The 14,022-nt window shown below is 39.1% G+C and carries 18 protein-coding genes and 3 tRNA genes; 4 read left to right on the forward strand and 17 right to left on the reverse strand.

From position 1 onward, the window contains the following. Nucleotides 1-117 precede the first annotated feature (117 nt). The 4 genes from rplS to V4519_00020 all read right to left on the reverse strand — a co-directional run bounded on the left by rplS (nucleotide 118) and on the right by V4519_00020 (nucleotide 3,006). Nucleotides 118-540, reverse strand: a complete 423-nt coding sequence (gene rplS, locus V4519_00005) for a 50S ribosomal protein L19 (GenBank protein ID MES2436379.1) — start codon at nucleotides 538-540, stop codon at nucleotides 118-120. Nucleotides 541-603: 63 nt separating this feature from the next. Then, on the reverse strand, nucleotides 604-1,338 hold the full coding sequence (locus tag V4519_00010) for an RluA family pseudouridine synthase (GenBank protein MES2436380.1): 735 nt from the start codon (nucleotides 1,336-1,338) through the stop codon (nucleotides 604-606). Continuing rightward, nucleotides 1,331-2,710, reverse strand: coding sequence for a L,D-transpeptidase family protein (locus V4519_00015; protein ID MES2436381.1), 1,380 nt, complete (start codon nucleotides 2,708-2,710; stop codon nucleotides 1,331-1,333). The genes V4519_00010 and V4519_00015 overlap by 8 nt, the downstream gene beginning before the upstream one ends. 26 nt (nucleotides 2,711-2,736) lie before the next feature. After that, the gene (locus V4519_00020) at nucleotides 2,737-3,006 is read right to left on the reverse strand and encodes an acylphosphatase (GenBank protein MES2436382.1); all 270 of its coding nucleotides are present in this window, start codon (nucleotides 3,004-3,006) and stop codon (nucleotides 2,737-2,739) included. 175 nt (nucleotides 3,007-3,181) lie between these two features. Between V4519_00020 and V4519_00025 the strand changes: the two genes are divergently transcribed. After that, nucleotides 3,182-3,793: a hypothetical protein gene (locus tag V4519_00025; GenBank protein ID MES2436383.1), complete on the forward strand. Its 612-nt coding sequence runs from the start codon at nucleotides 3,182-3,184 to the stop codon at nucleotides 3,791-3,793. A 115-nt stretch (nucleotides 3,794-3,908) separates the two neighbouring features. Here V4519_00025 and V4519_00030 read toward each other — a convergent pair whose 3' ends face one another. The 9 genes from V4519_00030 to ruvX form a co-directional block, all read right to left on the reverse strand. Beyond that, a complete protein-coding gene (locus V4519_00030; GenBank protein ID MES2436384.1) occupies nucleotides 3,909-4,919 on the reverse strand; it encodes a hypothetical protein in 1,011 nt (336 codons plus the stop codon). A gap of 81 nt (nucleotides 4,920-5,000) precedes the next feature. Next, a tRNA-Val gene (locus V4519_00035) sits at nucleotides 5,001-5,073 on the reverse strand. Between the two features lie 41 nt (nucleotides 5,074-5,114). Next, a tRNA-Arg gene (locus V4519_00040) sits at nucleotides 5,115-5,186 on the reverse strand. Between the two features lie 35 nt (nucleotides 5,187-5,221). After that, nucleotides 5,222-5,635, reverse strand: coding sequence for a hypothetical protein (locus V4519_00045; GenBank protein ID MES2436385.1), 414 nt, complete (start codon nucleotides 5,633-5,635; stop codon nucleotides 5,222-5,224). 8 nt (nucleotides 5,636-5,643) lie between these two features. Further along, nucleotides 5,644-6,177 (reverse strand): hypothetical protein, encoded by a 534-nt coding sequence (locus V4519_00050; GenBank protein MES2436386.1) that lies wholly within the window; start codon nucleotides 6,175-6,177, stop codon nucleotides 5,644-5,646. Then, on the reverse strand, nucleotides 6,174-6,710 hold the full coding sequence (locus V4519_00055; GenBank protein MES2436387.1) for a hypothetical protein: 537 nt from the start codon (nucleotides 6,708-6,710) through the stop codon (nucleotides 6,174-6,176). Before V4519_00055 ends, V4519_00050 begins: the two co-directional genes overlap by 4 nt. A gap of 5 nt (nucleotides 6,711-6,715) precedes the next feature. Next, complete coding sequence (gene pilM, locus V4519_00060; GenBank protein ID MES2436388.1) at nucleotides 6,716-7,783, reverse strand: pilus assembly protein PilM; 1,068 nt, start codon at nucleotides 7,781-7,783, stop codon at nucleotides 6,716-6,718. A 35-nt stretch (nucleotides 7,784-7,818) separates the two neighbouring features. Further along, nucleotides 7,819-8,154, reverse strand: coding sequence for a hypothetical protein (locus V4519_00065; protein MES2436389.1), 336 nt, complete (start codon nucleotides 8,152-8,154; stop codon nucleotides 7,819-7,821). A 7-nt stretch (nucleotides 8,155-8,161) separates the two neighbouring features. After that, complete coding sequence (ruvX, locus tag V4519_00070) at nucleotides 8,162-8,557, reverse strand: Holliday junction resolvase RuvX (GenBank protein ID MES2436390.1); 396 nt, start codon at nucleotides 8,555-8,557, stop codon at nucleotides 8,162-8,164. A gap of 66 nt (nucleotides 8,558-8,623) precedes the next feature. On the opposite strand from ruvX, the gene V4519_00075 reads away from it, so the two are divergent. Further along, a tRNA-Ser gene (locus tag V4519_00075) sits at nucleotides 8,624-8,708 on the forward strand. Nucleotides 8,709-8,791: 83 nt separating this feature from the next. Continuing rightward, nucleotides 8,792-9,028, forward strand: coding sequence for a hypothetical protein (locus tag V4519_00080; GenBank protein MES2436391.1), 237 nt, complete (start codon nucleotides 8,792-8,794; stop codon nucleotides 9,026-9,028). A 128-nt stretch (nucleotides 9,029-9,156) separates the two neighbouring features. Here V4519_00080 and V4519_00085 read toward each other — a convergent pair whose 3' ends face one another. After that, on the reverse strand, nucleotides 9,157-9,525 hold the full coding sequence (locus V4519_00085) for a hypothetical protein (protein MES2436392.1): 369 nt from the start codon (nucleotides 9,523-9,525) through the stop codon (nucleotides 9,157-9,159). Between the two features lie 167 nt (nucleotides 9,526-9,692). On the opposite strand from V4519_00085, the gene V4519_00090 reads away from it, so the two are divergent. Then, a complete protein-coding gene (locus V4519_00090; GenBank protein MES2436393.1) occupies nucleotides 9,693-10,541 on the forward strand; it encodes a prenyltransferase in 849 nt (282 codons plus the stop codon). On the opposite strand, the gene crtI is transcribed toward V4519_00090, so the two are convergent. The 3 genes from crtI to V4519_00105 are packed head-to-tail and all read right to left on the reverse strand — an operon-like array spanning nucleotide 10,542 to nucleotide 14,013. Continuing rightward, complete coding sequence (gene crtI / locus V4519_00095; protein ID MES2436394.1) at nucleotides 10,542-12,044, reverse strand: phytoene desaturase family protein; 1,503 nt, start codon at nucleotides 12,042-12,044, stop codon at nucleotides 10,542-10,544. It lies immediately after the preceding gene. A gap of 2 nt (nucleotides 12,045-12,046) precedes the next feature. Continuing rightward, on the reverse strand, nucleotides 12,047-12,910 hold the full coding sequence (locus V4519_00100) for a phytoene/squalene synthase family protein (GenBank protein MES2436395.1): 864 nt from the start codon (nucleotides 12,908-12,910) through the stop codon (nucleotides 12,047-12,049). Further along, nucleotides 12,907-14,013, reverse strand: coding sequence for a polyprenyl synthetase family protein (locus V4519_00105; protein MES2436396.1), 1,107 nt, complete (start codon nucleotides 14,011-14,013; stop codon nucleotides 12,907-12,909). Before V4519_00105 ends, V4519_00100 begins: the two co-directional genes overlap by 4 nt. Between the last annotated feature and the right edge of the window lie 9 nt (nucleotides 14,014-14,022).

Below are 14,022 nucleotides of genomic sequence, written 5' to 3' on the forward strand. Positions count from 1 at the left end.
CCGTGAAGGCGCTACCACCTCAAGGTAGTGCGTCTACCAATTTCGCCACCTGCGCGTAACGATTATAATACTTAAAATTTGGCTAAAGTAAAGCCCGCCGAGTGGCGGGCTTATTCTTTATGCTGTTACTTCTGCTGGAGTTTCTGCGACTGGTGCTTCTTCTGCTGTATCAGTATCAGTTGCCTTTGTTCGCATATCCTGTACTCGTCGCATCTGTCGACTGATTTCCTTGGCTGCCTTGTCTCGGATGTGGTAAAGCTTTGCTCGTCGTACTTTTGCTCGTCGGAGTACTTCTACTTTATCAATGTTTGGTGAGTATAATGGGAAGATCTTCTCTACTCCTACTCCAGACGCTGTCTTTCGAACAGTGAATGTTGCTCCAGCTTCTCGTCCGTGCTTTCGCGCGAGTACGAGGCCTTCGAAGGCTTGAAGACGTGTTTTATCGCCTTCCTTAATCTTCTGCCATACTTTTACAGTATCTCCGGCTCGAAGGTCGAGCTTCTTTCGCTCGTCGATATTTACAGGGGAAATTGTGATCATGGTCGTGTTCATATAAGTAGAAGATAATGTAACATATGCTGCTATATTTGGCAACAATTGAAGCTAATCAAGCATTTTCAAGGCTTTTTGGAAATCTTCAGGTAATGGGGCTTCTACGGTAATAGTCTTACCTTCTCGGTTCTTAAAGGAAATAGCTCGGGCATGAAGGGCCAATCTATCAAAACCCAAAGCTTTTTCTCGCTTCGGCGCATATAATGGATCTGCAACAATGGGAAAGTTTACAGCTTTAAAATGCACTCGAATTTGATGCGTTCGTCCGGTACGAGGCTTTGCTTCTATAAAGCTAAACCCATTCCCCCGTTTGAGTACTTTATAATGAGTGACGGCATCACGCATTTCTCCTCGTGCACCTCGCTGAGCAGACCACAATCGAAAGTCTTTTTTGTTTCTTCCAATTGGTCGATCTACCATTCCCTCGTCTTCAGGTACCTCAGTAAATACAAATGTGTTGTAAGTCTTCTCTACTTCTCTGTCTTGAAATTGATCTTTAAGGAATTCAAAAGCACTTTGAGTTTTAGCAATAACTAAAACCCCTGATGTATCTCGGTCGATTCGATGCACAATACCTGGTCGGTAAATAGTGAGTTCGTTTTCTTGACCAGGACGAACAACAAGGGGCTCTCCCACTTCCTTCATTTCAGGATGCACGTCTAAAATCCAATCCACTACGGTTGGTTCAGTTGTGCGGCCATCGGCATGCACTACAAGACCTGCTGGTTTATTGATAACAATATACTCAGCATCTTCATACAAAACTGGAATAGATAATTTACTCATATATAGCTTTTACGTAGTTTACTGCTTTGATAGCATCAGCAGAGCGATCTTCTGATCCTAGAAGAATAATAACAATTGGTCGCTTTTCACCTTGGAGTTCCATATCATACACTAATACAGCCGTTTCGCGAGCCGCTGTTGTTTTTCCCACTTTGCCTCCAATCAACTTTGCATTGATGCCTGGAATAGCATTAAAGTTTTGAAGATTGGTAAATTGAGAATTTCCATATGCAGAATTAGTCACCTGTCCGGCTGTTAATTTGAGAATAAAGCTTCGATTGTTGTAGAGATATTTTGAAAGTTGAAAGAGATCTCGAGCTGTTGAAATATTTGTTGGCTGAAATCCTGCGGGATCTGTAAGTGATGTATGGCTCATGCCGAGAGCTGTCGTCTTTTGATTCATGAGACCTAAAAATCGATCTCGCCCAGCACTCCGAGCAATTGCTTCAGCTGCTTCATTTGAAGACTCCATGAGCAATGGAAACAGCAAGTTATAAATAGAAACTTTCTGACCAGGAAACAATCGTGGCTTCGATGTAGAAGCAATCATGCTTTCTGTGATGGTTATTTCATTATCTATATTTATAAATTCGGCAGCGACAAGAGAGGTCATAAGCTTTGTCACAGACGCAATTGGCACTTCGGCATCTACTCCCTCTTCAAGAAATACATAGTTGTTCTTAAGATCTGCTACGAGATAATTTGTTGCTGAGAGATCAGGCTTCTTTGCATTGTATGAGAATGAATCAGGAGCAAAATCTTTTTCAAACACAAGGACCGGCATGTTTTTTTCTGCCAAATCATAAATTGCTTTTGCATCTTCATCTGCAAGGCGAATACATCCTCCAGAAAATGCAGACGCTACGGGTGTACCGTCAGGATAATACGGCCAGCCGTGAATAAAGAAGTTACCTTGAAATGCCATACTCCATGGCTGATACACTTTTCCAAATGATGAAAAGTGATTCTTTGATTTTGATTCTATTTTATAAATTCCCGCTGGAGTTTCCCACCATGATCCCTCTCGTCCCTTTGTAAGAATCTTTACTTCCTTCACCATGACTCCCTCTTTATAAACTCGCACAAGCATGGCAGATAGATCGGCTTCAATAAAACTTGCTTGTTCCTGCACAAAAGTATCTTTCACTTCTTTGAAGTAATCAGCATTCATGAGACCTGGTCGTGATCCATAGGCAAATTCCGCCTTAACAGAATTTGGTGAAACTGGAAGTAGGTATTCTGCAGTGGTCATGCGATATGCCCAAAAGACTACAGCAAAAATACTGAGCTGGACCACGAGTAAAGCACCCACAATCCAAATGTGAACTTGAGCTCCTATAAGTTTTGAAAATAGTGATTTTATTTTTTCCATCCTTCCCTAACTACGTTCTATTAAATTTAAAGTAACGAAAACCCAGATTCTCGCACATCCAAAGGTCCCCACTGCACATTAATACTCTCAACTTCTCCATCTTCGGGACCCACACTTACATATCCTAAATAGGTTCGCAAATCTGCATCTTCACCTTGTGCCACAAGCTCGACAGTGCCATCATCAAGATTTTTTACATACCCTGTAACCCCCAATTCACCTGCTCTTTTCTTAGCATATTCACGAAAGAAAACGCCTTGAACATTGCCATAAATCTTGCAGTAGATCTCCTTCATTAGCACATCTTACTATATAAATACTAGAAATGGGAAATAATGCTTTAGTATAGCCATATTTTGAGGATGCAAATCATTGACTTTTACTGTATATATGGTATAATAGTATCAGTAGTGGGATTTACCCACTTGTCCAAATTTCCCGTGTCCTCAATTCGCTTAGAAGGAGTCTCTCGTGAAGTACGCTCTGATTCTCGCCCTGCCGGCCCTGCTCGTCATCGTCTCGGCCCACGTGAGCCTGTTGCTCATGAAGGCCAAGCGGCTCACCTCGTGGAACACCGTCGTGTTCTACTGCGTGTGCTTTGGCCTTGGTGGCCTCGCCCTCGGCACCGGTATCCACTTCTCCCCAGAGCTCACGCTCAGCGGTAAGGTGGTGATCGCGTTAGTCGGTTTGGCGGCGATGTGGTTCCTGTTCTGGCTCTGGACGGGGTTGGTCCTCATGAACATCTTCGGCATCGAGAAATGCCATGTATCACTCATGCGGGCCCACTTCGAGAACGAGGCCAAGTACACCGCGTTCCTGAAGCTCTCGCAGTCGCAATTCATCCGAGCGACGATCATAAGGATCGCTGGTGACTGCCAAAACTCGGACGAACTGCTCTCCAAGCTTCGGACAGACGAGACCCTCACTGGGCTTTCGTTCCCCGAAGTGTACGAGTTCACCGATGTCGAGACAGCCATGCTTCGAGGTGACACCCAGCTGTTCACGGAAGTCGTGGCCTACATGATCGGCCACAAGCGCGTCCGGATCAAGCTGTCGCCCGGAGTCACCTCCATGGCGGCCTAAGGCCTAAGCGGCAATTCCAAATAGTAGAGTGTATTCTCTACGGTATCGAGACAAGTACCTTAACCTTGTCCACCTTCACACCCCCGTGTGAAGTTTTTTTATACTTATTTTCTACTTAATTATTCTTAGAATTCTGATCCACTAATTTAAAATTAATAGTTGTAGCATCGTACTTGAAAGCATCAAAATCAAATTCTATTTCTGGGCAGTATCCCCTTTCCCCTTCTGTGATTCTAATTTTCTTATGATTATTTTGATTTGTTACATCTTGTAGGTACAAGTAGCACATGTATGTGTTGTCAGATACTTTTTCTGGAGCGACAGTGTTGCTGTACGCATAGAAAATATTTGAATTCTTTGGCAGAAAGCCAATTTTATCATTGAGATATGCTGCTGATGCTGCTCCCCAATATAATTTTGCTTCTAGTTGATTGAGCACTTTTCCTTCTGTATTCCACTGACAAATATTTGTTATGTAATCGCTCATCTCTGTAGTTCCATATTCAACTGTATTGTAATCAGAATAAGTTACAAGATTTTGACCATTCCAAAAACCTCGAGTTGATGCACAGGCAATGTTTGGCAAACTCACTGCTTGTTTTGTTTTCACGTTTATTATTCGAGTCTGAAAATCATAGGTCCCCTTCTGATTCTTAATAGCATTATTTAAAAACAAAAACTCTTTATTAGCTGAAAGACTCCATGTTGAAATATGAGTATAAAGCGTGTGTCGTGCGCCGTTTTTTGTAACTTCTAGCACAAAATCTTGGCTACTAGCACAACCAAACTGATACGGAGTTAGTGAGTATCCTCCTCCAAGATCTACAGTATCCTGGCGAGTCATATTCTCATTGAGGATTCGCTGGTTAGGATCAAAATCTTTGGGCTGACAATCAAATATATCAGCATATGATCTTTGTTCGGGAATAGATGTAGGAAGCTCAGCACTGAGAAGCTTGATTGGAGATGCTCCAGATTGTTCTGCGTTGTTTACTTCAGGATAAGAACTTTGATCTTGCTGTGACTGAGACTGATATCGTGAATAAAATACTAATCCACCAATAATAAGTACAGCGACTAATACAACCACTAACGGAGCGACAATTCCACGCTTTGTATTTTTCATATATATATTAACTCTAGCACAGACTTACTATGACACCCAACAAAAAACTGCATATATCTATGCAGTTTTTTGTTATCTATGTGGGCGATGCAGGACTCGAACCTGCGACCTTTCCGGTGTAAACGGATTGCTCTACCAACTGAGCTAATCGCCCGTGGATATGACTATAGCAAATTCTCAAAAAAATGCTACATGTGCCCCCGGTTGGAATCGAACCAACATTGACGGCTTAGAAGTCCGCAGTTCTATCCATTGAACTACAGGGGCAAGTGAAAAGACTATATCAGTACTACACGGCCTGGTCAATCAACTATTTCTGGAGTTGATGATGCCGTTGATGTAGCTACTGAAGCATTGATAGTTGCCGGTTTTTTTTCATTTGTATCTCGAGATGGATCAGCCGGAATATCATTAGTCGTCTTTAGGACTTGGAGCTTTTGTTCACGCACAGTATATGTCTCATTCAACTTTTTTAATGATGAACGATCAAGGGTGGGTAAAGCTTCAGCCTGTGGTGCTGCCCCGGAAAACAACTCACCCTTATTTATTTTAAAGAAAAAATATCCATCCACTATAAAGATTGCGAGACACATCAAAAAAGAGCCAACCATTATTTTTTGCCAGTCTCGCAAAGGGTTACGTCGAAAAGCACGCTTTGGAGATTTCTTAAAAAGCTTATTGATGACTGTTTTTACTTGTGTTTCTAGTGATGCCATAAAAATACTTATTTTTGCTGAAGAACAGAAACTGATATCAAACTATTCCATGCAGCTGTTTCTCGCATCTCGTTTTTGATTTCTGCAGATTCAATAGTAAGTTTGTATGGAAGTGATTCGAGTAGTGACAAGAATCTATATGTTCCCTCCCATGACCCTTGAGTTTTCACATTTAAGTGCAATGCTTGGTACCCTTCTATTTCAGGAGTAAGTTTGCGCTCCTCGACATTTTCTACTAGCACTGATATTCCACTACTTTTTGCATATGATTCAACAGTATCAATAAAAGAAACAGTTCCATCCTTTTTCACAATTCGTGATTGTAGCTGATCTATCTCCACTTTATTATTCTTTATGAGATCTTCAAGCGATCTATTATTTGTATCAAGTGTTGTTTTCTCATCAGCTTTTATTTGATACTTTGACACTTCAATCACTTTGTCTCGAATAAGCTTTATTGAAAAACCATAGGCAGCAATAGCCACCACAATTATGAGACCTAGCACAAGACATAATTTTTTTGTTGATGAGAAATGTATCATTTTCCTAGTACATCAAATGTAAACTCAATATCTGTATCCTTTGCAAAATTTGATACAGGCACGACCACATCATCTATTCCCTTTTCTTTTCGCACTGCAGCTGCAAAAGATTGCAAACTCTGTCGAGTTTTTGCAATTCCTCTCACATGGATAACAAATGCTCCTTCACGCTTCTCATATCCAAACCCAGTAATTTTATTATCGGCAGTCTTATGTTTGATGAGAAGAGCAACAATACTACTTGGATTACTTCCTGTTTGATTTCCAGACAAAGCTGACATAGTACTACTTACAGTATTCAACTCTTTTGTGAGTTCCGCTCGTTCTGCAACTTCTCGAGTAGTATCAATAAGTGACTGTGCTTCATTTTGGGCAACTCGACTTTTATACATTGCCAATCCATATGATGGGATGAGTAACACAACTCCAATACCAATGGTTATAAGAACCGAGCAAAGAACAACAGCAATTACTCTAAGTCGATACTCATCGCGTGCTAACTTTTTTTCTTGTTCTGGTAAAAGGTTAATCATACAAATTAATCATGTGGAATTGCCAAGCCTAATGCAGCTACATAGTCCAACGACTCTCGTTCGGTAATTGTAGGAATATATTCTCCAAGTGGAGCTATATTTACCCAGGCATTTGCAATATGCACAGGTATAGTTAGTGATTTGCCTAGATAAACATCAAGACCAAGTAGTGAATCAGATCCTGTAAGTATTACTGTGTTTATAGGCTTACTATTGCCATGACTTTCCCAGTACATAAATAATTTTTGTACTTCTTCTTGTAATGCATTACCTGCATTTACAAGTGTCATGAAAATGTCATGACTATCACGAATCTCTCTTCCCTGTCGGATCTTTTGTGCAACATCATCATTAACTGAAAACTGCTTTTTGATTGCATTGATAATAGAGTCGCTTCCAATATGAAGTGTAGATGTAAAATGAATAACTCCTCCTGAGTAAAGAATAAGTACAGCTTTGGTTTCTCGTAAGGTAACTATAAGATGTGTTCCAGGATCTCCCTTTGGAATAACCGAACGTACAATCGCTTGAGATTCAGTTTTAAAATAGAGCGGTACAAGCCCTGATGCACGAATAGAATCAAGATAACTTTTAACAACTTTTGCATGGAGCACTGTTACTCCCACATCAATAATGCTTTCTCCCTCCTTTGGATGATTCATAACACGGTAGTCAAATACGGCATCTTGAACTGAAATAGGAACGTTTTCTTCAATTTTAAATTGCAGAGCACCTCGAATATCAGCTTCATCCATCGCTGGAATCTGAGTCTTAAACAAATATGACTTTTCATCAGGTAATGAAACACTCACAAACTGCAAATTATTTTGTTTTCGAAGATCAGTAAGAATCTTTGTAAATCCTTGTTTGTCTTTTATGTACCCTTCTTCAATCAATCCTTTTGGCAACGCTTTTTCTCCATATGTTGAAACCTCTAAATGAGAACCTCGGTGTCTCATTCCAGCAAATCGAATAACCTCATCGGAAATATCTAATCCAATAGTTGGCATCTCAAGGAATTTCGGAGGAGGAAAATGATCAGTGAATATTTTTCTAAAAAGTGAAGAGCTCATACTTCTATGTATGAGCTCATTATACTATACAAAAATTATTTCGCGCGTGTACCTTCGGGGATATCTTCGTTTGGTTGAAGTAAAGAAAATAATCCATCATCAGTAGATACGGCAAGAATCATTGCCTGACTTTCAAGTCCTTTAATTGTTCTCGGTTCTAAGTTGGTTACAAATGGGCATTTCTTCCCTATCAATACTTGTGCATCCGGAAGATACTGTGATATTCCAGAAACAATTTGGCGAATCTCAGTACCAAAGCTTACAGAAAGTTTGAGGAGCTTATCGGTCTCAGGAACTTTTTCTACAGAAAGTATTTTTCCAATAGTAATTTCTATTTTTGCAAAATCATCAAATGTAATTGTTGGTTTCATATATATTTTATTTATTTTCGGTGTTCTTTAGTCTCTCTAAATAGCTTTGTAAAATAATAGCAGCTGCGGAAGCGTCGAGCATATCATTCTTTCCTTGGAATCGCTCTGCTTGATGAGATGACATAAACTCTGGCTCAAATATCACAGGCTTTTGAAACTTGTTTTCTATAGTTTCTTTAAAAACCCGCATCTTTTCCATAATTACATTATCCTGGCCTTGAAAGTTCTTTGATTCGCCTAATATAATATGTGTGATTTCTTTATCACATATAATAGTATTGAGCTCATCATAGAGATTCTTCTTATTTTCAAGCACTATTAGTGGCAAGGCAAAGGCATTTGAGCTGTCGGAAACAGCCACCCCCACCCGCTTTGACCCAAAGTCGATGCCCATGTATTTCATATATATAGAGTATGCGGTATCGCTAAGTTTTGCAATAATCTGAATTTTTGCTAGTATAGCTGACACGGAGGAGTGGCAGAGTGGTCTATCGCGCTTGTCTTGAAAACAAGAGTCTCGCAAGGGACCGTGAGTTCGAATCTCACCTCCTCCGCATCGAAAAAAACAGCCCTAAACATGGGCTGTTTTTTGTTACTTAATACAGTCATCTACAATGGCTGTGATACAATAAAATCCATGAAAAAAACGCTGGCAGTATTTTCAATAGTATCTGTAATAATAGCAATCGTATTTTGGTATATCTATGGCAGATATTTAACATATGAAATGTTTTTTTGTGGTAATGATGGATGTGGATATTCATATAATGAAGAATTTTCTACACCTTTTAGAATCTTTATAACTTTAATTGTCGGGGCACTCTGTGGAACACTCGCTACCTATGTTTATAAGAAATTGCATAAAAAGTTCTAACAACCTCCACGGTGCCCCGCAAAAGAAAAACAGCCCTACGTACGGGCTGTTTTTTGTTATCCTAGTGTATAGAATCTCTACACATTATTTTTGTATAAAAAAACCAGCAAGATTCAATCTTGCCGGCACTAACTTGCTAGGGTTTTAAGAAAGTTCATCAACCCTACGCAATCAATCTTTCGAAACGCATGGCTTGCCCCAGCAGCGAAGAGGAGCTTGTTATTGTCCTCCTCACCAGAGTTGGCGATTACAGGCTTCTGAAATCCCATGGCACGAATCGTCCGAATAAGAACGTCCGAATCAACGACATCGGGATTGTTGACGCACCCGTCCATGATCACGGCGTCGAGATCATCCTTGTGTGCGGTGAACAGTTCGAGAGCAAGCTCAAGGTTGCCTGCTTCATAGATCGTCGGTTCAGGCTTAATGGATGCACAGCAAAGCCTGACGAATCCTCTGCGTACCGATGGGACGTCTTCGACAATGAGAATGATCACAAGAATCCCCTAAAAAAATACTGCTTAAACCCGCAGTTAAAGGTTACTTACCATCAAAGAGCTACCATAGTATTACCACAAAACACTAATTATTTCACTATCCATCAAATAATTGTACCTATCGATTTAATACAATTTGAGGATTTAAATTCTGATATACTTACATAATGACATTACAAAGAATCTTAAAGATCAGCAGACCTAGGTTTTGGATCTATGAACTCGGGCCATACCTTCTTGGTCTAGCAGCTACTCTTCCCCTTCTGGAAAATCCTGCAGTACTATTAGATGTACGGATCATTGCATTCTTTATTTATTTTTTATTTCCTGCAAATCTCTTAATTTACGGCATCAACGATATTTTTGACTACGAGACAGATAAGCTCAATCCCAAAAAAGTGGCATATGAGTCTTTGCTCATGCCTGCAGAACACAAATATATTTTGATTGCAGTACTTCTTACTACTTTACCCTTTGTATTCTTTTTAGATGTTTCAAATATTCCTAGCGTTATTGGTTTTGCAGCATTTATTTTCTTTGCATCGTTTTACTCTGCATCTCCTATTCGTGCAAAAACAAAACCAGGTTTCGATATGATATTTAGTGCAGGACACTATGTTGCAACGGGAGTATTTACTTACGCACTTATTTCAGGAGTATTTCCTTCTGCTCTCCCAATTATTGGTGGGATGCTGTGGGCAATGGCCATGCATGCTTATTCTGCAGTACCAGATATTGATGCAGATAAAACCAGTGGCATTGCAACTGTAGCTACCGTACTTACAAAGAAACCCACACTCGTAATGTGTACTGTGTTTTATATTGTTTCAGCAATAATTGCCTATACATATATTGGAGCAATTGCAGTGCTACTTTTAGTTCCCTATCTTCTTCTCATGATCATGTCACTAAATAGTAGTGAAGAAAAGCTTTTCAAGCTATATACATATTTCCCAAAACTAAACACGATCGTGGGTATGATCGTGTTTTGGAGTATCGTCTTTCTACGAAGTTAATTAAAGTTTCTTGAGTGGCTCGGGATCAGTGATGTTCATAATTCGCTTATATGCAAGTTCTGCAGAGATAAGGCAGATTGGCATTCCAATTCCCGGATTTGTTCCTGCTCCTACATAGTAGAGATTTGAAACTTTTTTACTTCTATTATTTGGCCGGAAAAATGCTGTCTGCATTATTGTATGAGCTAAACCTAATGCGCTACCCTTGTATGCATTGTAGTCCTTAGCAAAGTCTTTGAGAGAATACGTTCGAATATATTCGATTCTGTTTTTGAAATTTGGAATATTCATTTCCTTTTCCATGATAGAAAGTATCTTATCTTTGTACGCATCTAATGTAGCATCATCGTACTCGAGTCCAGACGCTACAGGGACCAACACAAAAAGATTCTCTTTGCCTTCTGGAGCTACCGTAGGGTCGGTCTTTGAGGGGCAGCATACATACAATGATGGATCGTCAGGCCATTGTGGATTATCAAATATCTCAGCAAAATTTTTCTTCCAATCTTTGCAAAAAATAAGGTTGTGGTGTGTGAGAGAAGGCACTTTATCTTTCATACCGATATACATAATAAATGCAGATGGCGCCATAGTGCGCTTTTTCCAGTATCGTTCTTTAAGAGTTTGAGACTCTTTTGGAAGCAATTTCATTTCAGTATGTTCTATATCAGCGTTTGAAATCACAAGATCTGCAGCAATCACTTCCCCGCTCTCTAGCTCTACTCCAGTGGTTTTTTTATTTTCAATTATAATTTTTCCAACAGGTGATGACGTTCGAAATACAACTCCATTCTTTTTTGCAATAGTTACAAGTGCTTCTATAATTTTGTAGATACCACCTTTTGGATAAAACACTCCCATATTAAAATCAATGTGACTCATTATGTTGTAGAGCGCAGGAGTGTTGTAAGGAGAACTACCTAAAAATACAAGTTGGTATTGCATTATCTTTTGAATAATTTCAGATTTGAAGAATCTCTCAACATACTTATTCATTTTAGAAAGTACTGATAGCTTTCTACCTTCTGTCATTACTCTCTTGTTAAAGAAATCAAATATAGAATCATAATTCTTATACATGAAATCTTTAACTGCAATTTCATACTGTATCTTTGACAAAGCTAAGTATTCTTCAAGCTTTGCACCAGAACCAGGTTCGAGAGATTCAAAAAGTTTTTTATCTTCTGCTACATTAGATTGTAGATCTAGTACTTTCCCCTCATCTTTAAAAAATATTCGGTACGACGGAGTGAGTTGCTGAAGCTCTAGATGATCTTCTATTTTCTCACCAACTAAATTAAAAAAGTGTTCAAATACATCTGGCATCAAATACCATGATGGTCCCATATCAAATTTGAAACCTTGAGCCTCAAATACATTAGCTCGTCCTCCAATTTTTTCATTCTTTTCTACTAATTCAACTTCAAAACCTTTTTTTGCTAGGAGAATTGCTGTAGCGAGTCCTCCTATCCCCCCACCAATGATTACTGCTTTTTGTTTCATAATTATGTAGTTAATGCTGTTTTAATAAGTAATAGTATTTTTTTTGTCACAGAAACACGGGCTCTCTGTTTGTAAATATTGTAATCTAGCTTTTCTATTTCATGTAAGATATGCCCGTACAGCACCGCTGCTATCTTTACAGCAAACCTGCCTTTCTGGGAAAGCATTGGAATTCCAATATCTGCTTCTTTAAATAATTCGCGAGTTCGGTTGATTTGGAATTTCATAAAATCCACAAAATTCTCAGACATTTTCTCTTGAGCAATGTCTTCTTCTCGCAAACCAAATCTCGCAAGTTCATCCAACGGCATATATATTCTTCCCCGCTGCACATAATCTTCTTTTATATCTCGAAGAAAATTGGTGAGTTGCATTGCATAGCCCAATTTCTTTGCATATTCCAATGCCTGCTTATCAGAAAAACCAATTACATAGCTCATCATGAGTCCTACCACAGAAGCCGAGCCATACATATATTTTTCCAAATCTTGATATGTAGCATATCGAGCAACATGAGTATCTTGCACCATTGCATCCAAAAAGCTTTCACTATATTCATACGGAATAGAATATTTTTTGAATACATATGAATTAGCTCGCAACGCAGGACTATTACTCTGTCCTGTTGTGTATGCTTGTTCCCACTGCTGTTTAAATTGTTGTAATTCTTTATTAGTTTCTGTTGTTGTCTTATCTTTTTGTGAATCAACTATTTCATCAGGCAATCTAAAAAATGCATAGAGTGCATAGGTTGCGTTTCTTAAATCCTTGGGGAAAAACTTTGTGGCAAAGTAATAACTTTTACCATACTTTTTGTGGATCAAGCGACAAAATTCAAAATCAGATTTTAGGTTTTGAGTACTCATGCAGAGCGTTGTTTGATAAGAGAAAGAATAGAAGTAAATGCATCGCAGTGTGCTTGAGGTATTGAGTACGTGGTTAATGATTTTTCTGCAGCTGCTAGTTTTTGATCAATTATTATTCTCCCTGCAGCAAGAGCTCCTGAACTCTCAAAGAGTACTTTCGCTTGAGCGATTTGTGATTCAGTAAGTACTTTTCCAAAAAGTAACATGAGTGTGTTTTTCTGGTCTTCTGTTCCTTCATCAAAAATATACTGAGTAAAATATGTGTGCTGCCCTTCTTCAAGATCTCTCATGCTATCTTTGCCGGTCTTCTTTGGATCTCCACAAATATCTAAAAGATCATCCTGCACTTGATACCCTGTTCCAAGCGCCATCCCAAATTCTTCAAAAAAAGCATCATACGTCTTTGCGTCCCCTGCCAATGCAGCACCAATCTTAAGTGGATTAACAAATGTATATCGTGCAGTTTTTAATTTATTTTTCTCTTCTATATCATCTTTTTTAACGTGTTCAGTATTTGTAATTGATACATCAATCATTTGTCCTACAACAACTTCTTCAATCATTTTAGAAAAAATAGATCGTACATCCTGTAAACATGAAGGTTTGGTATTCCACATCAATGCTTCCTGACTCCAGGCAAACACAAGGTCTCCTGCAAGTATTGCTTGTGCAGTTCCAAAATGCTTTCCACGTTTTGCGTTTGGAAATAAATTTTCAGCAAAGGTATGCACGGTTGCTTGCGCATGTCGTTCATCACTTTCATCAATAATGTCGTCGTGAATAAGAGCAAATGTGTGAAAGAGCTCAATTCCTACAAGAGCATCAAAAAAAGTATCGTTATTGATCCCCCCACTCATGCTGTATCCAAGGTATGCCATATATGGTCGAACTCGCTTACCTCCGACATGGGCAATAAGTGCAGCCTGAGCAATTATCTTTTTGATTGACTCATCAGAAGTATGAATACCTGCTGAAGCTACTTTTTGAGCCAGAAACACTTCTAAATATGCATCGAATTTTTGCTTAAATTCGAGGATGCTTAAAACAGGCTGATCGCTTCTGCTATAGCTTTTGAGCAGTTGTACAATAGAATTCAGATACATAAAACAAGT

Source organism: Patescibacteria group bacterium (genome assembly GCA_040387855.1).
Taxonomy (GTDB): domain Bacteria; phylum Patescibacteriota; class Minisyncoccia; order Phycocordibacterales; family JAKAEA01; genus JAZKCY01.